General features: G+C 70.4%; 22 protein-coding genes. 13 read left to right on the top strand and 9 right to left on the bottom strand.

Going from position 1 to position 20,476, the window contains the following annotated elements; translation table 11 throughout:
• Window positions 1–4 precede the first annotated feature (4 nt).
• A complete protein-coding gene (locus LK06_RS04690) occupies window positions 5–550 on the top strand; it encodes an arginine repressor (protein WP_039648831.1) in 546 nt (181 codons plus the stop codon).
• Window positions 551–641: 91 nt separating this feature from the next.
• Here LK06_RS04690 and LK06_RS04685 read toward each other — a convergent pair whose 3' ends face one another.
• From LK06_RS04685 to LK06_RS04665, 5 genes are read right to left on the bottom strand one after another with little or no spacing between them, the layout of a single operon-like run.
• On the bottom strand, window positions 642–1,445 hold the full coding sequence (locus LK06_RS04685) for an FAD:protein FMN transferase (RefSeq protein WP_234367362.1): 804 nt from the start codon (window positions 1,443–1,445) through the stop codon (window positions 642–644).
• Window positions 1,438–2,253 carry an FMN-binding protein gene (locus LK06_RS04680; protein WP_174673805.1) on the bottom strand — a complete coding sequence of 272 codons (816 nt, stop codon included), beginning with the start codon at window positions 2,251–2,253 and terminating at the stop codon, window positions 1,438–1,440. Before LK06_RS04680 ends, LK06_RS04685 begins: the two co-directional genes overlap by 8 nt.
• A 17-nt stretch (window positions 2,254–2,270) precedes the next feature.
• Window positions 2,271–3,653, bottom strand: coding sequence for a ferredoxin reductase family protein (locus LK06_RS04675; protein ID WP_039648833.1), 1,383 nt, complete (start codon window positions 3,651–3,653; stop codon window positions 2,271–2,273).
• Window positions 3,654–3,712: 59 nt separating this feature from the next.
• Complete coding sequence (locus LK06_RS04670) at window positions 3,713–4,216, bottom strand: FMN-binding protein (protein ID WP_039648835.1); 504 nt, start codon at window positions 4,214–4,216, stop codon at window positions 3,713–3,715.
• A 10-nt stretch (window positions 4,217–4,226) separates the two neighbouring features.
• A complete protein-coding gene (locus tag LK06_RS04665; protein WP_039648837.1) occupies window positions 4,227–5,579 on the bottom strand; it encodes a ferredoxin reductase family protein in 1,353 nt (450 codons plus the stop codon).
• A gap of 210 nt (window positions 5,580–5,789) precedes the next feature.
• Here LK06_RS04665 and LK06_RS04660 point away from each other — a divergent pair, with 210 nt between their 5' ends.
• Window positions 5,790–6,530 carry a response regulator transcription factor gene (locus LK06_RS04660; RefSeq protein ID WP_039648840.1) on the top strand — a complete coding sequence of 247 codons (741 nt, stop codon included), beginning with the start codon at window positions 5,790–5,792 and terminating at the stop codon, window positions 6,528–6,530.
• Window positions 6,527–8,068 (top strand): sensor histidine kinase, encoded by a 1,542-nt coding sequence (locus tag LK06_RS04655; protein ID WP_374208071.1) that lies wholly within the window; start codon window positions 6,527–6,529, stop codon window positions 8,066–8,068. Before LK06_RS04660 ends, LK06_RS04655 begins: the two co-directional genes overlap by 4 nt.
• On the opposite strand, the gene LK06_RS04650 is transcribed toward LK06_RS04655, so the two are convergent.
• On the bottom strand, window positions 8,055–8,759 hold the full coding sequence (locus LK06_RS04650; protein WP_043433306.1) for a L,D-transpeptidase family protein: 705 nt from the start codon (window positions 8,757–8,759) through the stop codon (window positions 8,055–8,057). The genes LK06_RS04655 and LK06_RS04650 overlap by 14 nt on opposite strands.
• Before the next feature lie 146 nt (window positions 8,760–8,905).
• Here LK06_RS04650 and LK06_RS34825 point away from each other — a divergent pair, with 146 nt between their 5' ends.
• The 5 genes from LK06_RS34825 (at window position 8,906) to LK06_RS04630 (ending at window position 13,849) form a co-directional block, all read left to right on the top strand.
• Window positions 8,906–9,037 (top strand): hypothetical protein, encoded by a 132-nt coding sequence (locus LK06_RS34825; RefSeq protein WP_267894061.1) that lies wholly within the window; start codon window positions 8,906–8,908, stop codon window positions 9,035–9,037.
• Between the two features lie 128 nt (window positions 9,038–9,165).
• A complete protein-coding gene (gene argH, locus LK06_RS04645; RefSeq protein WP_039648846.1) occupies window positions 9,166–10,593 on the top strand; it encodes an argininosuccinate lyase in 1,428 nt (475 codons plus the stop codon).
• Between the two features lie 57 nt (window positions 10,594–10,650).
• Window positions 10,651–11,622 (top strand): aldo/keto reductase, encoded by a 972-nt coding sequence (locus LK06_RS04640; RefSeq protein WP_039648848.1) that lies wholly within the window; start codon window positions 10,651–10,653, stop codon window positions 11,620–11,622.
• 86 nt (window positions 11,623–11,708) lie between these two features.
• Window positions 11,709–12,257 (top strand): TetR/AcrR family transcriptional regulator, encoded by a 549-nt coding sequence (locus tag LK06_RS04635; RefSeq protein ID WP_039648851.1) that lies wholly within the window; start codon window positions 11,709–11,711, stop codon window positions 12,255–12,257.
• 68 nt (window positions 12,258–12,325) lie between these two features.
• Window positions 12,326–13,849, top strand: a complete 1,524-nt coding sequence (locus LK06_RS04630; protein ID WP_043435934.1) for an MFS transporter — start codon at window positions 12,326–12,328, stop codon at window positions 13,847–13,849.
• A gap of 67 nt (window positions 13,850–13,916) precedes the next feature.
• Here the strand turns inward: LK06_RS04630 and LK06_RS04625 are convergent, their stop codons facing one another.
• Window positions 13,917–14,588, bottom strand: coding sequence for a lysophospholipid acyltransferase family protein (locus tag LK06_RS04625; RefSeq protein ID WP_039648855.1), 672 nt, complete (start codon window positions 14,586–14,588; stop codon window positions 13,917–13,919).
• 365 nt (window positions 14,589–14,953) lie between these two features.
• Between LK06_RS04625 and LK06_RS04620 the strand changes: the two genes are divergently transcribed.
• The 3 genes from LK06_RS04620 to LK06_RS04610 all read left to right on the top strand — a co-directional run bounded on the left by LK06_RS04620 (window position 14,954) and on the right by LK06_RS04610 (window position 17,283).
• Window positions 14,954–16,141 (top strand): glycerophosphodiester phosphodiesterase, encoded by a 1,188-nt coding sequence (locus tag LK06_RS04620; protein ID WP_039648858.1) that lies wholly within the window; start codon window positions 14,954–14,956, stop codon window positions 16,139–16,141.
• Between the two features lie 92 nt (window positions 16,142–16,233).
• On the top strand, window positions 16,234–16,740 hold the full coding sequence (locus tag LK06_RS04615) for a sigma-70 family RNA polymerase sigma factor (RefSeq protein WP_039648861.1): 507 nt from the start codon (window positions 16,234–16,236) through the stop codon (window positions 16,738–16,740).
• A gap of 45 nt (window positions 16,741–16,785) precedes the next feature.
• A complete protein-coding gene (locus LK06_RS04610) occupies window positions 16,786–17,283 on the top strand; it encodes a GNAT family N-acetyltransferase (RefSeq protein WP_043407258.1) in 498 nt (165 codons plus the stop codon).
• On the opposite strand, the gene LK06_RS04605 is transcribed toward LK06_RS04610, so the two are convergent.
• Together LK06_RS04605 and LK06_RS04600 are read right to left on the bottom strand one after the other, a co-directional pair.
• Window positions 17,273–17,692, bottom strand: a complete 420-nt coding sequence (locus tag LK06_RS04605; RefSeq protein ID WP_039648865.1) for a hypothetical protein — start codon at window positions 17,690–17,692, stop codon at window positions 17,273–17,275. The genes LK06_RS04610 and LK06_RS04605 overlap by 11 nt on opposite strands.
• A gap of 1 nt (window position 17,693) precedes the next feature.
• The gene (locus LK06_RS04600; protein WP_039648867.1) at window positions 17,694–18,053 is read right to left on the bottom strand and encodes a hypothetical protein; all 360 of its coding nucleotides are present in this window, start codon (window positions 18,051–18,053) and stop codon (window positions 17,694–17,696) included.
• A 602-nt stretch (window positions 18,054–18,655) separates the two neighbouring features.
• On the opposite strand from LK06_RS04600, the gene LK06_RS04595 reads away from it, so the two are divergent.
• Together LK06_RS04595 and LK06_RS04590 are read left to right on the top strand one after the other, a co-directional pair.
• Complete coding sequence (locus LK06_RS04595; protein ID WP_039648869.1) at window positions 18,656–19,708, top strand: methionine ABC transporter ATP-binding protein; 1,053 nt, start codon at window positions 18,656–18,658, stop codon at window positions 19,706–19,708.
• A gap of 20 nt (window positions 19,709–19,728) precedes the next feature.
• Window positions 19,729–20,451 carry a methionine ABC transporter permease gene (locus LK06_RS04590; protein WP_043407305.1) on the top strand — a complete coding sequence of 241 codons (723 nt, stop codon included), beginning with the start codon at window positions 19,729–19,731 and terminating at the stop codon, window positions 20,449–20,451.
• Window positions 20,452–20,476: the final 25 nt, after the last annotated feature.

Genomic DNA, 20,476 nt, shown 5'->3' with positions numbered 1-20,476 from the left:
GACGATGAGCCAGGCGCAGGACCACGAGCAGGGGGCGGGCGCCGGGCCCGCCGTGCCGCAGACCCGCACCGCTCGGCACCGCCGGATCGTGGACATCCTCAACCGGCAGCCGGTGCGGTCGCAGAGCCAGCTGGCGAAGCTGCTGGCCGACGACGGGTTGAGCGTCACCCAGGCGACGCTGTCCAGGGATCTCGACGAGCTGAATGCGGTGAAGATCCGCAACACCGACGGCGACCTGATCTACGCCGTGCCGAGTGAGGGGGGCTTCCGCACCCCACGCGCTCCGCTGGGAGGGTCGGCCAAGGAGGAACGGATGCGGCGCCTGTCCCAGGAGCTGCTGATCTCCGCAGAGGCCTCCGCAAACCTCGTGGTCCTGCGCACTCCGCCCGGGGCCGCGCAATTCCTCGCCTCGGCCATCGACCAGGCCGAACTCCACGACATCCTGGGCACCATCGCCGGTGACGACACACTGCTGCTGATCAGCAGGGACCCGAGCGGAGGACAGGCACTGGCGGAGCATCTGCTGCGACTTGCACAGAACGGACACTGAGCCCTGCCGGGGCAAGGTGACCGCGGAGCCACGCACGGCCCGACCGAGCCGGGCTCCGCGGTCACCTTGCCCACTGTCTCCCCGGTCCCGCTCACCCCAGACGCGCCGCTAGTCCCCCGGTGCAGAGCACCTCGTCACCCGCGGTGATCAGCAGGCCCTCGACGTCGGGCAGGGCCTCCAGCCACGCCGAACCCGCCCGCGACCCCATGGCGAACGCCGCTGTGGCCCAGCAGTCCACCCAGGTCAGCCGGGGGCCGACCACGGTCACCGCCACCAGGTCCGTCACCGCGGACCGGCCCGTCCGCGGATCCACGATGTGTGCGCCCCGCTCAGCCGTACCTGACGTCGCCACGGACAGTTCCGGCACGCCGGCGGCCGAGATCACCGCCGCCAGCCCGCCCGGCCGGAGCGGATCGGTCACCCCGACCCGCCAGGGCCGCCCCGGTTCCGGAGCACCGAGCATCTGGACGTCCCCGCCGCCGTTCACGCTGACCCCGTGCACCCCGGTGACCTCGCCCAGCAGCCGTGCTGCCCGCTCCGCCGCCCAGCCCTTGACGATGCCGGTCGGATCCAGCGAGCCCCGGTACCGCGTGCTGAACCAGCCGTCGCTCACCCTTTCCGCCTCGGCCGCCAACTCCAGCACCTCGGCCACCTCGGGAGCACACTCCGCCACGGTCAGCTCGCCCCTGGCCAGCCGTGACACCTCGCTGTCCTCCCGGTAGGTGCTGAACAAGGCGTCCGCCCGGTGCAGACCGGCGATGGCCTCGGTGAGTGCCGCCCGTACTGCACCGGGTTCCCCGCCGCGGACGTCGAAGGAGAAGACGGTCCCCATGACCTCCTCCGCGTGACGCACCGCGGCGGGAGTCTTCGCCGGCTCGGTCACCGGATCAGCCACCGGCCCGGTCCAGCGCCGACTGCAGTGACTGCCGGTAGCCGGTACTGGTGTAGGTGGCGCCGGAGACGGCGTCGATCCGTGCGTTGCCGGCAGCCACGGCCTCCTGGTTGAGCCGGGGGACGGCGAGTGCGGTCTTCTGGCCACTGAGTCCCCCCTGGGGCGCCTGGACCGCTTTCGCCGCGGTGATCTTCCCGCCGTCGACCGTGATCCTCACTTGTACCGGACCGTACCGGGTCCGCACGGTTTCTCCGGTGACCGTGCGTGACCGTGCCGCACCGGAGGCACCGGAGGCACCGGAGGAGCCCGAGGGCCTGGCGGTACCCGAAGGCCCCGTGGACGCCGACGGCTTCACCTTGTCCAGCGCCGACTGCAGCGACTTCTTGTACCCGGTACTCGTGTACGTCGCCCCGGACACCGAGTCGATCCGCGCGCTCTGCGCCGCCACGGCCTCCTGGTTGAGCTTGGGCACGGCGAGTGCGGTCTTCTGGTCGCTGAGTCCGCCCGCGGGTGCCTGGACGGCCTCCGCCTTGGTGACCTTGCCGTTGCTGACGGTCAGCCGTACCTGCACGGGACCGTACTGCGTCCGCTCCGTGTCACCGGTCACGGTGCTGGAGCCGGCGGCGGTCGGTGCCCCGCCCCGCGTACCGCCCTGCGGGGACTGCGCCGCCGCCGTCTGCTGCGGGGCCGCGCCTGCCGCCGACGCCGAGGCCGGGCCGGAGGCCGGCTTCAGCGACAGCAGCAGTACGACACCGGACACCGTCGCGGCGGTGGTCAGCACGATCCGCCGAATGGGGTGGCTCTTCCTCATCTCTGACTAGCTCCCGCTCACATCTCGAACGACTCGTGATGGATGCGGCGGGCGGGAACTCCCGCACCGCGCAGTGCCTCGTACACGGATTGGGCGAACCCGGGCGGGCCGCACATGAACACATCGTGCCCCTCGATGTCCGGGATCTTCCGCAGGAGGTTCTCCGCGGAGATGTCCGGCCGCTCGCCCTCCGGGCTGTTCACCGCGTACATCAGCCGGGCGTCCCGCTCCTTCGCGATCGCGGCCAGCTCGTCCCAGAGGGCCAGGTCCTGAGTGGTGTTGGCCCGGTAGAGGAGCGTGATGTCACCGGCGGCCCCGGGCAGGGTCTCGAACAGCGCCCGCATCGGCGTGATGCCGACCCCGCCCGCGATCAGTAGTACCTTGCCGCGGCTGCGGCGCTGTGCGGTGAGTGCGCCGTACGGTCCCTCGGCCCACACCTTGGTGCCGGGCGTCAGCTCGCGCAGCCGGGCGCTGTGGTCCCCGATCGCCTTCACCGTGATCCGCAGCATGCCGGGCCGGGGCGCCGCCGAGAGGGAGTACGGGTGCGAACTGAACCGCATCCCCGGAGCGAGGAAGCGCCAGCGGAAGAATTGGCCCGCCTCCGCGCCCATCCGGTGCAGCTTCCGCCCACCGATCAGTACCGACACGATCCCCGGGCTCTCTTCGACGACCGCTTCCACCCGCAGCCGGTGCCGGAGGTTCAGCCGGATGGGCGTGAGGACGCGGTACCAGAGCAGGAGCGCGGTGACCGTGCCGTAGAGGCCGTACCAGAAGGTCCTGGAGGCGGGCTCGACCGCGAAGTCGTTGCCGGTGGTGATCTGGTGCCAGAACGTCAGGAACACCGCCGCGTAGGTCAGCAGGTGGACGTGGTACCAGGCGTCGTACGGCAGCCGTCGGCGGATCCCGCCGACCGACGTCAGCCCGATCAGCACGAACAGGCCCGTGCCGACGGCAGCCTTGCCCATGTCCGGCAACTGTTCGACGGACTCCACGGTCTGCTGCACGATGCCGCTGAGTGATCTGCCTGCTTGCAGCGCGTACCCCCACATGGTGAGGAAGACGTGCGCGACGATCAGACACAGCGTGTACCGGCCGCTCATCGCGTGCCAGCGGGCCACCCGGTCGGAGCCGACCCGCCGTTCCAGCGCTGGTACCCGGGCCATCTGGAGCACGACCAGCGCCATCAAGTAGCCGGCCAGCAGACCGGTGATCCGGCCCGCGTTCAGGATTCTTTCGCCGTTGCCGGCGACCGACGGTGTGTTGTGCCACCACAGCCACAGCACGGCCGCCGCGCCCGCCCAGACGGCGAGCAGCAGCGGGATGGCTGGGGAACGGCGCGGGCGGATGCGGCGCATCGTCTGTCGGCGGGCGGCGCGTCCGCCTGCGAGCGTGGTGGTCACGGTTCCTCCGTGGGGACTTGACCCTTGGCCCTGAGATACGGGCCGTGTCCGCCGAGTGTTCAGAGGCCGGCCGAGTCCAGCGCGGACTGAAGCGACTGGCGGTAGCCGCCACTGGTGTACGTCGCTCCCGACACGGTGTCGATCTGCGCGCTCTGCGCGGCCAGCGCTTCGCGCCGCAGCTGGGGGAGGGCGTAGTTGTTGATCTGCTGGTCGCGCGGATTGCCCTGCGGATAGGCGACGGCGGTGACGTCGGTGAGTTTGCCACTCTTGATCGTCACCCGGACCTGGACCGGACCCCAGCGGGTCTGGACGGTGTCGCCGGTCACGGTCTTGGAGACACCGGTCTTGGAGCCCCCGGACGAGCCGCCGGACGAGTCCCCGGACGCGCCGCCCGGCTGGGCGGGCGCGCTGGCGCTGCTCTGCGGGGCCGGGGCGGAGGACCCTACGGCGAGCCCGGGACTGGTGTGCGGCTTCAGCGACAGCAGCAGCACCATTCCGGAGACGGTGGCGGCGCTCGCCAGCACGATGCGGCGGAGCGGGCGGTTCTTCTTCAACGCGTGCACGTGGGCTGCCTCACAGCTCGAACGATTCGTGGTGGATACGGCGGTCCGGGACCCCGGCGCCCCGCAGTGCCTCGTACACGTTCTGTGCGAAGCCGTGCGGACCGCAGATGTAGACGTCGTGGCCGGCGAGGCCGGGGAAGTTCGCGCGCAGCGACTCCGCCGAGATGTCCGGGCGCTCTCCGCCCGGCCCGTTCAACGCGTAGAGCACCCGAGCACCGCGCCAGCGGGCGATGGCTTCGAGCTCGCCGCCCAGCGCCAGGTCCTCCGAGGACCGGGCCCGGTACAGCAGGGTGACCTCGCCCGGCAGCGTCTCGAACAGCGCCCTGAGCGGGGTGACACCGACTCCGGCCGCGATCAGCAGGGAGCGGTGGCTGGTGGCCCGGTCCGCGGTCAGGGAGCCATAGGGGCCCTCCGCCCACACCCGGGTGCCGGGCTTGAGCAGCGCGACGGCCGTGCTGTGGCCGCCGAGCGCCTTCACCGTGACGCGCAGCAGGTCCGGGCGCGGCGGCGCCGACAGCGAGTACGGCGTCGACGTCCAGCCCAGGCCCTCGCCGAGGAACCGCCAGCGGAAGAACTGCCCGGACCGGGCGTCCATTTCCTCCAGGTGCTGTCCGCGCACGACGACCGAGTACACCCCCGGCGCCTCCCGGTGCACCGATTCCACGCGCAACTGGTGCCGCAGGTTGAGCCGCACCGGTGCGAGGATCCGGTACCACAGGACCAGGGCCGCCACTCCCAGGTAGAGCGCGTACCAGGCGGCGGTGGCGACCGGCTTGCCGTTGAAGTCGTTGCCGATCGCCAGCTGGTGCCCGAAGGAGAGGAACACCGCCGCGTAGGTGAGGAGGTGGACGTAGTACCAGAACTCGTAGCTGGTGCGGCGGCGCACGGCCCGCGCGGAGGTGATGCCGACCGCGAAGAGGATCACCGTGCCGGCGGTGGCCTTGAGCATCTCGGGGTAATCGAGGACGACGGTGACCGTCTCGTGCCAGAGCGAGGCCCGGTCCTGGGCGGCGTACCCGGCGAGGATCAGTACGACGTGTGCGACGAGCAGGCAGATCGTGTACCGGCCGGCCATCGCGTGCCAGCGCGCCACCCGGTCCGAGCCGATCCGCCGCTCCAGCAGCGGTACCCGCGCCATCAGGCCGACCAGTACGGCACAGGCGTACCCGCACAGGAGTCCGGCGATCCGCCCGGCGTCGGTCAGCCAGCCCGCGGCGCCGACCACGGACCCGGTGTCCGCCCACCAGAGTGCGACCACGGCCGCAGCTCCCGCCCAGAGCAAGGCCAGCACGGGACCTGCAGGGGAGCGCCGTGCGGTCCCCGGCAGGGGCGGGGCCGCCCGCCTCGTTTCCACGGTGGTCATCAGTCGCCGTCCCTTCGTCCGTCCTGCCAGGCAACTGTGCGTGCCCAAGCTCTGAGGAACCTCTGAGAGACCCCCCTTTCGGGCTCCTTCAGAGCAGACTCAGAGCCTGTTCTCAGACGGGGTTCACAGAGCCCCGGAATCCACTCAGAGGAAATTCAGAGCGTGCGAGGCGGACGATCACCCCGCGCACGAGCGATGCTGGTAGATGCGATGAATACGACCCGTTCCGGCCGCCCGGCCCTCACCCGCCCCGACGGCACCCCGCTGCGCGTCCTCGTCGTCGACGACGACCCCGACCTCGCCGAGGTGCTCACCGGTGCCCTGCGCTACGAGGGCTGGGAGGTGCGTGCCGCCGGTGACGGCGCCGCCGCGCTCGCCGCTGCGCGCGATCTACTGCCCGACGCCGTCGTCCTGGACGTGATGCTCCCGGACACCGATGGCTTTGCCGTGCTGCGCCGTCTGCACGAGGTGAAACCCGATGTGTGTGTGCTGTTCCTGACGGCACGCGACGCGGTCGAGGACCGGATCGCGGGCATCACGGCGGGCGGCGACGACTACGTCACCAAGCCCTTCAGCCTGGAGGAGGTCGTGGCCCGGCTGCGCGGACTGCTGCGCCGCGCCGGCATGGCCCGCCGGCCGGAGGAGGGGCCACGGCTGACCGTGGGCGACCTGGTCATGGACGAGGACGCCCGTGAGGTGACGCGGGCCGGCGAGCTGATCGAGCTCTCGCCGACCGAGTTCGAGCTGCTCCGCTTCCTGATGCGCAACCCGCGCCGGGTGCTCAGCAAGGCCCAGATCCTCGACCGGGTGTGGTCCTACGACTTTGGCGGCCGGGCTCATGTCGTGGAGCTGTACATCTCCTACCTGCGCAAGAAGGTCGACGCGGGCCGCGAACCCATGATCCACACGGTGCGTGGCGCCGGCTACGTGCTGAAGCCGGTGAGTAAGTGAGTCTCAGGAACCGTCTGAGCCGTCTGCTGCGTTCGGACCGCATCCGCAAGCTGCCCCGCCCCCGCACCCTGCGCGCCCGTCTCACCGTCGGCCTGGTGGTGTTGCTGGCGGTGAGTTGTGCGACCGTCGGCCTGGCCGCGGTGTTCGAACTGAACGGTTTCCTTACCCAGCGCCTGGACGAACAGCTCGCCCAGGTCGGTACTCGTTTTCCGGAGAGCCTGGAGCACCGGGGTCGGCTGCCGGACGACCACGACGGCGACGAGTACGGTGACACCCGTCGGATGGCCACCGGCACCTTCGGCGCCCGCCTGGTGAACGGCACGGTCACCAACAAGGGCCTCATCCGCAGTGGCGACCCGGCCGCGGACCTGAACGTGGACCTGACCGAGCAGGACGCCTTGCAGTTGGCGCGGGTACCGGTCGACGGCCACGCCCACACCGTCGAGCTGTCCGCCCTGGACGACTACCGGGTCGTTGCGACCGCCGGCCGGGACGGGGACGTCCTGATCGTCGGCCTCCCGCTGGAGCCGGTCCAGGCCACGGTCCACCGGCTGGAACTGGTCGCCGGGGTCGTCTTCGGCCTGGCCCTCGTGGTGACCGGGGTGGCGGGGGTGGGCTGGGTGCGCTGGTCGGTGCGGCCGCTCAACCGGGTCGCCGCCACCGCCACCCGGGTCAGTGAGCTTCCGCTGGCCAGCGGAGAGGTGGCGTTGCCACCGCGGGCCCCGGAATCCGACCCGCACAGTGAGGTGGGCCGGATGGAGGTGGCGTTCAACCGCATGTTGGGCCATGTCGAGGACGCGCTGACCAAACGACACGCGAGCGAGGAGCGGCTGCGCAGTTTCGCCGCCGACGCCAGCCACGAGCTGCGCACCCCGGTCGCCTCGATCCGTGGGCACGCCGAGCTGGCCCTGCTGCACCCGGGGCCGGTGCCATCGGAAGTCACCCGGGCGCTGGAGCGCATCACGGCGGAGTCCTCCAGGATGGGTGAGATGGTCGACGACCTGCTCCTCCTCGCCCGCCTCGACGCGGGCCGCCCGCTGGAGAGCCGGCCGGTCGACCTCACCCACCTGGTCCTGGACTCGGTTACCGACGCCCGTGCCGCGGGTCCCGACCACCGCTGGAGCATGGACCTGCCGGAGCACCCGGTGACGGTTACCGGCGACGCCCATCGCCTCCACCAGGTGTTGGCCAACCTGCTGGCCAACGCACGGGTGCACACGCCCGCAGGCACCAAGGTCACGGTGATTCTGGACGTCGACGGCGGCTGGATCCGTCTCCGCGTCCACGACGACGGTCCGGGTGTGCCCGAGGACGTCCGGTCCGGTGTCTTCGAACGCTTCACCCGCGCGGAACACCGCCGCCGTCCGGGCTCCACTGGCGGCGGCGCTGGGCTGGGCCTGTCGATCGTGGCGGCGGTGGCGGAGGCGCACGGGGGCGGCGTGGGACTGGAGAGTCGGCCGGGGTCCACGACGTTCACCGTGCGGTTGCCCGCCGACGGGGTGCCCGGAACCGTCTACGGCACCTTCAGTACCGAGTGATCGCGGTGGTCCCGTGCTCCGTGCCGATGGCGATGTGGGGGTTGTGCCCGGGCTCGGCCCACCGCAGGATCCGCCGCATGGCCTCCTCCGGCACCGAAACGCAACCAGCCGTCGCCGCCCGTCCGTTGACGTGCAGGAAGATACCGGCGCCACGCCCGCGCACCGGTCGGTCGTAGTTGAAGCCGATGACCAGCCCGTAGGCGTATTGCGCCGGGTACGCGACCAAGTGTTCGGACTCGGTGGCGGCACAGTCGGTCGGCAGCGGCTCTACCCAACGGTTGTACGAGCGGGAGTCGTTGTCCTGGCACCACCAGGAACTCCCGTGTACCGGCCGGTACACGATCCTCGTCCCGGCCGGCGCCGTCTGGATCCCGAAGGCGAAGGGGAGGCCGTACAGCCCGGCCGGTGTCGTACTGGTGCCCTGCTTGCGTGAGCCGCCCGCCACCAGTCCGCTCGCCCCGAACCGGGCCGGTGCGGAGCCGGCCCGCCTCCACTGGCCGTCCCGCAGGTCCCACCAGGTGACCGTCCCCGAGGTTGCGCCGGTGTCCGGGGCCAGCGCGGTGATCAGCTGGGTGCCGCCGCCGGTGTCCGCCATCCGTTCGGGCAGCGGCGCCGGGCCGGTGCCGGGCGCGGAGCCGAGCAGGGCGAGGGAGGCGGCGGACAGGAGGGCGAGGGCGGCACCGGGGCGCATGGCTCAGACCGTAGACGGCGCCCGGGTCAACGGCAGCCCGGGTGGGCCGTCCAGGTGTGCCGTCGCGTGGTCTTGCTCCGCTGCGGGCCCGTTCAGGGAAGTTCGTCCCGTTGCTCCCCTTCGGGTGCTTCCACCCTCTGAGGCGATTGACGAATCATGCAGAGTTCTGCATACTCATGCATGTCGGTGATCCGCGCGGTCGTCACCGGCAGGCGCTCGCTGGAGTCGCCGTACGACTCCAGTCTGCCGCCCATGACACCGGCGACACCTTCGACTAGTCAGCGGCCAAGGGCTTCATCGACATCTACAGCCTGTCATCGAAGATCGCGGCCCGGCGCCAGCCTGCGGCCCGGGCCTGAGGCAGGCCACGTTCGACACCGACCTACTCTCCTGAGGAGCAGCGCAAGTGAGCAGCAACAGCGGTGACGTACGGCTCTGGGGCGGCCGTTTCGCCGACGGTCCCGCCGAGGCCCTGGCGAAGCTGTCCGCGTCCGTCCACTTCGACTGGCGGCTCGCTCCCTACGACATCGCCGGTTCCCGTGCCCACGCGCGCGTGCTGCAGCGGGCGGGGCTCCTCACCGAGGACGAGTTGCAGCGCATGATCGCCGGACTCGACCGGCTGGAGGCGGACGTGGCCTCCGGCGCTTTCGTGGGCACGATCGCCGACGAGGACGTCCACACCGCCCTGGAACGCGGCCTGTTGGAGCGCCTCGGCCCCGACCTCGGCGGCAAGCTGCGTGCCGGCCGCTCCCGCAACGACCAGGTCGCCACCCTCTTTCGGATGTATCTGCGCGACCACGCCCGGATCATCGCCGGGCTGATCGCCGACCTGCAGGACGCCCTGATCGGCCTGGCCGAGGCTCACCCGGACGTGGCGATGCCCGGCCGCACCCACCTCCAGCACGCTCAGCCGGTGCTCTTCGCCCACCACGTCTTGGCGCATGTGCAGTCCCTGTCCCGGGACGCCGAGCGACTGCGTCAGTGGGACGAGCGCACGGCCGTGTCGCCCTATGGTTCCGGCGCCCTCGCGGGCTCCTCCCTGGGGCTGGATCCCGAGGCGGTGGCGAAGGACCTCGGCTTTGAGCACGGCAGCGTCGGCAACTCCATCGACGGCACGGCCTCTCGCGATTTCGTGGCGGAGTTCGCCTTCGTCACGGCGATGATCGGGGTGAACCTCTCCCGGATCGCCGAGGAGATCATCATCTGGAACACGAAGGAGTTCTCCTTCGTCACCCTGCACGACGCGTTCTCCACCGGCTCATCGATCATGCCGCAGAAGAAGAACCCGGACATCGCCGAGCTGGCCCGTGGCAAGTCCGGTCGTCTGATCGGCAACCTGACCGGTCTCCTGGCCACGTTGAAGGCGCTGCCCCTGGCGTACAACCGCGACCTGCAGGAGGACAAGGAGCCGGTGTTCGACTCCTGCGACCAGTTGGAGGTCCTGCTGCCCGCCTTCACCGGCATGATCGCCACTCTCACGGTCAATCGCGAGCGCATGGCGGAGCTGGCCCCGGCCGGGTTCTCCCTCGCCACCGACATCGCCGAGTGGTTGGTGAAGCGGGGCGTGCCGTTCCGCGTGGCCCATGAGCTGGCCGGGGAGTGCGTCAAGGCCGCCGAGGCGGAGGGCAAGGAACTGGACGACCTCACGGACGAGCAGTTCGCGAAGATCTCCGCTCACCTGACACCGGAGGTCCGCACGGTCCTCAACGTCCCGGGCGCCCTCGCCTCCCGCGACGGCCGCGGCGGTACCGCCCCGAGCGCGGTGGCCGTTCAGCTCGCCGAGGTCAGGGCGGACGTGGCGGCACAGCACGAATGGGCCGCCACCAAGAAGTGAGGTGAGCCCATCGCGGGTTAGGTTGGCCGGAAGCCAGCCGACCGAACGGAGCCCGCGATGTCCTTCGCCCGTCTCGCTGCCGCCACGACGCCGACCTGCCACATCGGCCTGGGTCTGGCCGCCGTCGGCCGTCCCGGCTACATCAACCTGGGCCGCGAGCGGGACCTCCCGCAGGTCCGCAGTGTCGACGCGCTGCGGACACGCACCCATGAACTGCTCGACGCCGCCTACGCCCAGGGGGTGCGCTACTTCGATGTGGCCCGCTCCTATGGTCGCTCCGAGGAGTTCCTGGCCGATTGGCTGAACGCTCGCCCGGACCTCGACGATGTGGTCGTCGGGAGCAAATGGGGTTACACCTACACGGCCGGCTGGTCCGCCGAGGCCGAACAGCACGAGGTCAAGGACCACAGCGCCGCCACCTACGAGCGGCAGCGCGCCGAGACCGACGCGCTGCTCGGCGACCGGCTGGACCTCTATCAGATCCACTCGGTCACCCCCGAGAGCCCAGCCCTCACCGACAAGGAACTCCACGCCAGGCTGGCGGAGGCCGCGGCGGGCGGTCTTACCGTGGGCTTCTCCACCAGTGGCCCGGCCCAGGCCGACGCGATCCGCGCCGCTCTCGCCGTCACGGTCGGCGGTGAGCCCCTGTTCCGTACAGTCCAGTCGACGTACAACATCCTGGAGACCTCGGCCGCACCCGCCCTCGCCGAGGCGCACGACGCCGGCCTCACCGTGATCCTCAAGGAAGGCATGGCCAACGGCCGGCTTGCCGCGCCGCACGCCCCGGAGGTGTTGAGGGCGGTGGCGGAGGAGACCTCGCTCGGCTGCGACGCCGTGGCCCTTGCATGGATCCTGCGGCAGCCCTGGGCCGGCGTCGCCCTGTCCGGCGCCGTGACCATCACCCAGCTCACCTCCAACCTGCACGCCCCCGCCGTGGACCTCGGTGACGACCAGTTGGCCCGCCTCGCCGCGCTGGCGGAGGACCCGCGGGCCTACTGGGAGAAGCGCGGACAGCTTCCCTGGCACTGACGCCTTACCTGCCCGGTAGCCAGCAGGCATGAGCCGCGTGCGCCCACGGTGAGACATTTTTGTCTCATGTGGGCTATGCTTGTCTCATGGCTTTGGACCGTGACCACGTGCTGCGCAGCGCAGCCGCCCTGCTGACCCGCAAATCCACCGCGACCATGGACGAGGTCGCGAAGGCGGCCGGCATCAGCCGGGCCACGCTGCACCGACACTTCGCCGGGCGTGACGCGCTGGTACGGGCGCTGGAGGCACTCGGTATCGCGGAGTGCGAGGCGGCACTGGACGCGGCCGGTCTGGACGAGGGACCGGCGGGTGAGGCCGTTCGCCGCCTGGTCCGCGCGATCGAACCGTCGGCCGGTCTGCTGGCCTTCCTGTACACCGAGAACCAGCTGTTCGAGGGCGAGGGGCAGAACCAGGGCTGGGCCCGTATCGACGAACGGCTCACGGCCCTGTTCCGACGCGGTCAGGAGAGCGGCGAGTTCCGCATCGACCTCACCCCGGTCTGGCTCACCGAGGCGCTGTACGGCCTGCTGGCCTCCGGCGCCTGGGCGGTGACGGAGGGCCGGGTCGCCGCCAAGGACTTCACCTACATGATCGTCGAGCTGCTGCTCGGTGGCGCACGACGCGCCCGTGCCTGAGACAGCACTACACCCGATGAACGCACCCGCGCGCGGTGGAAGACCGGCGTGTGACGAAGAGAGGAAACATGACCAGCACCCTGCAGCCGGCCGACGTGGCGGAGGTGGAGAAGCGTCCGGGCCGCTGGCTCGCACTCTCCGTCCTCGTTCTGGCCGTGCTGCTGGTGGCCGTCGACGCCACCGTCCTCGGCCTGGCGACCCCCTTCATCAGTGAAGACCTCAACCCCACCGGCACCCAGCTCCTGTGGATCGGTGACGTCTACTCCTTCGTCATCGCCGGCCTGCTGGTCTCCATGGGCAGCCTCGGCGACCGCATCGGCCGCAAGCGGATCCTCCTCGGCGGCGCGGCTGCGTTCGGTGCGCTCTCCGTGCTCAACGCCTATGCCACGACGCCCGGAGTGTTGATCCTGGCCCGTGCGTTGCTCGGTGTCGCGGGCGCGACCCTGATGCCCGCTACCCTCGCCCTGATCCGCAACCTCTTCCACGACCCGCGCGAGCGCAGTCTCGCCGTGGGCGTCTGGGGTGCCACCGCCTCCGCCGGTACCGCCGTCGGCCCGATCGCCGGAGGCTTCCTGCTCGAACACTTCTGGTGGGGCTCGGTCTTCCTGATCAACCTGCCGGTGATGGCTGTCCTGGTCCTCGTCGGCATCCGCACCTTGCCCGAGTCCCGCAACCCGAACCCCGGCCCCTGGGACTTGATCAGCGTGGTGCTGTCGCTGGTCGGCATGATCGGTGTCGTGTACGCGGTCAAGGAGGTGTCCACACACGGCGTCACCCGGGCCACGCTCGTCTCGGGCCTGCTGGGTGTGGCCGCGCTGTGCGGCTTCGTCCACCGCCAGCTCACCATGCCGGTGCCGCTGCTGGACATGCGCCTGTTCCGGCGGCGTGGCTTCAGCGGTGCGGTCCTCGCGGACCTGTTGACCGTGCTCGGCATGTCCGGACTGGTGTTCTTCCTCTCTCAGTACCTGCAACTCGTCCAGGGCAGGCGTCCCTTCGAAGCTGGACTCGCCGAACTGCCGGCAGCCGTCGGCGCGGTGGCGGCCGGCCTGATCGCAGGCCGCGTGGCCCGCCGTTTCTCGGTTCGTGCGGTGGTCTCCGGGGGCCTGGCGGCGGTGGGGCTGGCCCTGGCCGCGCTGACGACGCTCGGCCAGTCCACGGGTTACCCGGCTCTCGGAGCGGCCCTGCTGGTCGTGGGCATCGGAGCGGGCTTCTCCTTCACCGTCACCGCCGATGTGATCCTCTCCAGTGTGCCCAAGGACCAGGCCGGTGCCGCCTCGGCCGTCTCCGAGACGGCCTACGAACTGGGCGCGGCGCTGGGCATTGCCCTACTGGGTTCGATCGTGACTGGTGTCTACCGCGGCTTCGCGGGTCCGGCCGACACCCCGGCCGAGGCCCACGAATCGCTCGGTGCCGCGGTGGAGGCGTCGGCGCACATGCCTGCGCACCCGGCCCAGGCACTGTTGAGCGCGGCCCGTGAATCCTTCGTCCACGGGCTCACGCTGGCGTCGGGTGTGGGCGCGACGGTCCTGCTCGTGACGGCGGGGGCGGCATGGTTCCTGCTGAAGAACCAGAAACTGGAGGACGTCGGCTGAGGCGGCCGGCCCCTGGACGCCAGGCCCCCACCCACCTGCCCGGGAACCGGTCGGGGCCAAGGCGGCGTCAGGCCGCCTTGGCCTTGGTGGCGTACATGTCCACGTATTCCTGCCCGGACAGCCGCATTACCTCGGCCATCACGGAATCGGTGACCGCACGCAGCACGTAGCGGTCCCGGTCCATCCCCTCGTACCGGGAGAACTCCATCGGCTCACCGAACCGGACGGTGACCCGACCGGGCCGCGGGATCCCGCGGCCTCCCGGTTGCAGCTTGTCCGTGCCGATCATTGCGAAGGGAACCACCGGCGCACCGGTCATCAGTGTCAGTCGCGCGATACCGGTGCGCCCCCGGTACAGCCGGCCGTCGGGCGACCGGGTGCCCTCGGGGTAGATCCCGAAGACCTTCCCCTCCTCCAGGATCCGCCGTCCGGTCATCAGCGCCGCCACGCCGCCGCTCGCCCCGTCACGGTCCACCGGGATCATGCCGACACCCGTGAAGAACCACGCCATCAGCCGACCCTTGAAGCCCTTACCGGTGACGTACTCGTCCTTGCCGATGAAGAACACCTGCCGCTTGGTGACGAGCGGCAGCACGATCGAGTCGATGAACGTGAGGTGGTTGCCGGCCAGGATGACCGGGCCTTCCCCCGGGATGCGCTCCGCGCCCTCCACCCGTGGGCGGAACATCAGGCGCATGATCGGTCCGAGCACTGCCTTGATGAGCGCGAAGCGGGACAACGGGTCCTCCGGTGCCGACGGGAGCGGTATGAGTCTGTGCAGGTGAGGACATTACTCGCGGTGGCGGGGCGAGCGCACATCGGGTGCGCCCGGTTCACCGAGGCCTTACGAACTGTTGACGTGGGTTTACCTGCGGTGACACATCGGGGACGGTGCGTGACGTCACATGGCGGTGTGACGGACATCGCGTGGAACCGGCATTCGCCACACGGTCGGGCCGCCCCGCCATCGCCGACGGTCCGTCACATCCCGCCGTCTGTAGGACATGTGGTCTCAGCCGTGTGTTCGAACGGGGGTCTCCCGGTGGTCATGTGTGGGTGCCTACCATCGGCCCGCACGGACGAGCTGGCGGCAGGAGGGCGCTGATGGGCGACGAGCAGGCGAACGAGCGGACCCAGGGCAGCACCGGACGGCGGGCGGTGCTCGGCGCGGCGGTGCTCGGCGCGGGCGGAGCCGTCCTCGGGCTGCCCGGGGCAGCTAGAGCCGCCGAGACCCGGCCAGCCGGGCACGGCAGGCACGGCAGCCGCGGGCTGAAGTCCCTGCCGGTGCCGACGGTCGTCGGTCACCGGGGTGCTGCCGGCTACCGCCCCGAGCACACCTTCGGTTCGTACGACCTGGCCCTGGATCTGGGCGCCGATGTCGTCGAGGCGGGAGACCTGGTGGCCACCAGGGACGGCCACCTCGTCTGCCGGCACGAGCCGGAGATCGGTGGCACCACGGACGTCGCCGCGCGTCCCGAGTTCGCCGGTCGCAAGACCACCAAGGTCCTCGACGGCGTCTCCGTCACCGGATGGTTCACCGAGGACTTCACCCTCGCCGAATTGAAGACGCTGCGTGCCGTCGAGCGCATACCGGCCAGCAGGCCGCACAACACCCTCTACGACGGGCGCTGGGAGATCCCCACGTTCGAAGAGGTTCTCGCGTGGCAGGACGAGCAGACCCGTAGGCGCGGCAAGCAGGTGTGGATCTACCCGGAGACCAAGCACCCCACCTACTTCCGCAAGCTCGGCCTCGGTCTGGAGGAGCGGGTGGCGAAGCTGCTGCGCAAGCACGGCAAGGACGGCCGGAACTCACCGGTCATCCTGCAGTCCTTCGAGCCCAGCAGCATCCAGAGGCTCAATCGGCTGGTCGACAATCCGCTCGTCGTGTTGCTCTCCTCGGCGGACAGCCGCCCCTACGACTTCGTCGAGGCGGGTGACCCGCGCACGGTCGCCGACCTCATCACGCCCAAGGGCCTGCGGGAGATGGCCGGCTACGCGCAGGGCATCGGCCCGACCCTCAACCTAGTGATCCCCAGGAACGCGGACGGCACCCTGGCCGAGCCGACCACGCTGGTCTCCGACGCGCACAAGGTGGGTTTGGTCCTGCATCCCTACACCATGCGCAACGAGAACCCGTTCCTGCCGGCCGACTACCGAAAAGGCAACTCGGCCGATGGGTACGGGGATGCCTTCGGTGCCTTCCGGACGTACTTCGCGACCGGTATCGACGGCGTATTCACCGACAACGCCGACACCGCCCTGTTGGCCCGCGCCGACTTCCTGCGGGGCTGATCGGGTCAACCGCCGAATCGGCACGCACCCCCTTCGAGTCGACTCCGAGTCGCCCCGGCAACCCGCCGCCGGGGCGACTCGTCGTTGCGCATATGACGCACGACCTGGTAGCCGCCCTGCGCCCCCTGCTCCTCGCCGAAGCTTCTGCGGAGGCGTGTGCTTCCGGAACCGATCCGGGTGACCTCGAACAGGCCGTCTGGCTGAGGCTGCTGGAGCGGCTGGAGAGCGACGGGCCACCGTTGAACCCGGAACGCTGGCTGCGCAGCGCCGTCCGTGCCGAGGTGCGCCGCAGTCGCCGCACCAGCCGCCTCGAACGTCCGTACGGCATCGAGCCGGCCGACGACGGCCGCTCCGGGCCGGAACAACTCGCTCTCACTGCCGCTCGGCACCGGGCCCTGCGGGACGCGGTCCGCCGCCTGCCCGGTCGCTGCCCCCGCCTCATGGAGGCACTGCTGTCCCCGAGGGACCTGACATACCGGGAGATTGCAAGGGAGTTGGGTATCTCACAGGGCAGCCTGGGGCCGGAACGTTCCAGATGTCTGGGATGTCTGCGCCGATTACTTGCCGCGGAGGTTGCGGCTCGCGAAGCGCGGGGATAGGAGTGAGGGACGACAGGTGATCAGGTGAGCGGGAGGCATGCGCACATGGGCATGAGCGTGACCATCTCGGCGGCGACCGAGCAGGACGCGGAGCAGATCTTCAGGCTCCAGTACCTGTGCTTCCAGAGCGAGGCGGCGCTGTACGGCAACTACCGCATCGACCCGCTCGTCCAGAGCCTGGACTCCGTCCGCCGGGAGGTCGCCACCGACTGCGTCTTCGTCGCCCGGCTTGGCGACGAGGTGGTCGGCTCGGTGCACGGAAGAACCACCGAGGACGGTGCGGCGGCCATCGGCAAGCTCTGCGTCCACCCCCGCTTCCAGGGGCACGGCATCGGAGCGAGGCTGCTGCGCGCGGCCGAAACCGCCCTGTCCGAACAGCGTGGGGCCACCACGTTCCGCCTCCACGCCGGCCATCGCAGCGAGGGCAACCTCCGGCTGTACCGCCGCTTCGGCTACCAGGCGGTGGGCCGGTCCACGGGGGCGGACGGCGTGGAGATGATCGTCCTGGAGAAGCGAGCGGGGGCGTACGCGGCTACGGCGTGACGGTGTTCCGCGACTTCCGCAGCCAGTAGAGGGCGGAGAGGGGCAGCAGCACCGGAATGAAGATGTAGCCCCCGCCGTAGTACGACCACACGGTGGCGTCCGGGAAGGCGGACGGGTCAACCAGCGTCCAGGTACCCACGATCAGCACGCCCGCGAGTTCGGCGGCACAGCACACCAGTGCCGCCTTGCGCGCGGTCTCTCCTCCGCGGACCAGCGTGTATGTGATGAACCCGTACACCAGACCGGCCACGGCCGAGAGGGAGTACGCGAGCGGTGCCCGATCGAACTCCGTCGCGATCTGGAACACGGACCGTGACACGGCCCCGACCACCATCACGCCGTAGAACCAGACGAGCAGCATGCCCGGCCCGCTGATCAATCGAGCCGGCTTCTCCTCCACTGCCGTCACCTCAGCCTCCCCAGATGTCGTAGAGCCGTACTTCGAGCACGGCGAGCACCACACCGCCCGCCGCGACCGTCACCGAGCCCCAGCGTGTCCGTTCGGCCAGTGACATGAACCCCGCCGCCGGAATGCAGGCGAACGCACCGAGCAGATACGCCACGAAGATCGTCCTGCCCTGGTCCGGCTTCTCGCCCCGCGCGAGCAGCACGATGCCGACCACCAACTGGATCACAGCCAGCAGCGACACCACGGCCATGCCGATGAAATGCCAGTCCTTGGTCGGCTGGTCCCGGTGGGCGGCCCAGCCGCACCAGGCGGCGAGCAGCAGCGCGGCGACTCCGGTCACCAGCGTCAGGGCGTTGAGCATGCCGTGACCTTATTACGGCCGAAATGGCCCGCTCCCGTCGCCCCCGCCGCCGGCGTCGTCGGGGCCGGCCTCCGGCGGGCGGGGCTGTTGTGCGGCCCCCGTGGCGTTGACCACAGCACGCCGGGTGCGGCACCTCGACGCGGGCCGGTAGCGGAGGGGTCGCGGACTCGTCCGCACGGGTCATAGGCGGGGAAGCGGGGGCCTCGCTTGCGGCAGAGAGGTGTCCGCGACTGTCCAACATGCGGACGGCGCCGGCAAGTCAGCACCGTACGTCTGCTTTACTGATCGCATGACCACGACGAGCAACCGCACCCCTGCGACCGAGGCGACCCAGCCGCCCGGTGCTCGTTGTATGCGCATGCGGCGAATGTGCGCCTTCTAGAGGGCCCCTGCACCACCTGAGCCTCGCGCCCCGAAGCGAGAGCCGCGGCCGTCCGGCACCGACATCCCGGTGCACGTGACCGAAGCCGCCCCGCGCACACGATGTTCTCCCCGGCTCACCGCCGTGGTGAGGACCGTGCCGCGTCCTGAACCAATGCAAACGAACGCTTCCGTGTCCGGGCACACCCATGCCCGGACACTCGACAGTGACGGAAATCCCAGTGATCACCACCACGGGCCTGACGAAAATCTACGGGGCCGGCCGCTCCCGCGATCGTGCGGTCACCGCCCTCGACGGCGTTGACCTCCACGTCCGCGAAGGCGAGGTCTACGGCGTCATCGGCCAGTCCGGCGCGGGCAAGTCCTCGCTCATCCGCTGCGTCAACCTGCTGGAGCGTCCCACGTCCGGCACGGTGACCGTGGCCGGGCAGGACCTCACCGCCCTGGCCGGCCGTGGACCCCGCGCCGGCCAGGAGCTGCGCCGGGCCCGCAGCCGGATCGGCATGGTCTTCCAGCACTTCAACCTGCTGTCCTCACGGACCGTGCAGGACAACGTCGAGCTGCCGCTGGAGATCCTCGGTAGATCCGGCAAGGACCGTTCCCGCAAGGCGCTGGAGCTACTGGACCTGGTGGGCCTCGCCGACAAGGCCAAGGCCTACCCCGCCCAACTCTCCGGCGGACAGAAACAGCGCGTCGGCATCGCCCGCGCCCTTGCCGGCGACCCCGAGGTGCTGCTCTCCGACGAGGCCACCAGCGCCCTCGACCCGGAGACCACCCGCTCCATCCTCCAGCTGCTGCGCGACCTGAACCGGCAGCTGGGTCTGACCGTGCTGCTCATCACCCACGAAATGGACGTCGTGAAGTCGATCTGTGACTCCGCCGCCCTGATGGAGAAGGGGCGGATCGTGGAGTCCGGCACGGTCGGCGAGCTGTTGGCCACCCCGGGCTCCGAACTGGCCGCAGCGCTCTTCCCGGTGGGCGGCGAAGCCTCCGGTGCCGGCCGGACCGTCCTCGACGTCACCTTCCACGGAGAGGCCGCTACCCAGCCGGTCGTCTCCCGACTCTCGCGCACCTACAACATCGACATCTCGATCCTCGGAGCCGCCGTCGACACCGTAGGTGGCTTCCAGGTCGGCCGCATGCGCATCGAACTGCCCGGCCGCTACGAGGACAACGTGGTGCCCATCGGCTTCCTGCGCGAACAGGGCCTGCAGATCGATGTCGTCGACCACACGGTCCCGGAGGCCGTGCTGGTGAAGGAAGGTGCCAAGTGAGCTGGACGGACTGGTCCGCCATGGAACCGTTGCTGTCCCAGGCGTGTTCCCAGACGCTGGCGATGGTGCTGTGGTCCACGCTGATCACTGTCGCCGCCGGGCTGCCGCTCGGGGTCCTGCTGGTCCTGACCGACCGCGGCGGTCTGCTGCAGAACGTCGTCGTCAACAAAGTGCTCGGCCAGGTCGTGAACATCGGCCGGTCGATGCCCTTCATCATCCTGATGGTCGCCCTGATGGGCTTCACCCGCTGGGTGACCGGCACGACGATCGGCACCACCGCCGCGATCGTGCCGCTCGCCATCGGTGGCATCCCCTTCTTCGCCCGCCTGGTCGAGACGGCCGTCCGTGAAGTGGACGACGGTCTCGTCGAGGCCGTCCAGGCGATGGGCGGCACCACCTGGACGATCGTCCGCAAGGTCCTGGTCCCCGAGGCCCTGCCCTCGCTGATCGCCGCCGCCACCACCACGATCATCGCCCTCATCGGCTACTCGGCCATGGCCGGCACGGTCGGCGGCGGTGGCCTCGGCGACCTCGCCGTCCGCTACGGCTACCAGCGCTTCGAGACCGGTCTGATGTGGATCACCGTCGCGGTCCTCGCCGCCGTGATCTCCCTCATCCAGTTCGCCGGCGACCTCGCGGCCCGCTCCCTGCACCGCCGTGGTTCCCGCTCCACCGCCGCGCCCAAGCTCCGCCTGCTGAAGGCCGGAAAGCCGACGGCGTCGGAGGCGGGCAAGCCCGCCTGACGCACCGGCACAGCCCCCGTCCGAA

The organism is Streptomyces pluripotens (genome assembly GCF_000802245.2).
Taxonomy (GTDB): Bacteria; Actinomycetota; Actinomycetes; order Streptomycetales; family Streptomycetaceae; genus Streptomyces; species Streptomyces pluripotens.
The sequence above is the reverse complement of the archived record's forward strand: the minus strand, read 5'-3'. Positions and strand labels throughout refer to the sequence as shown.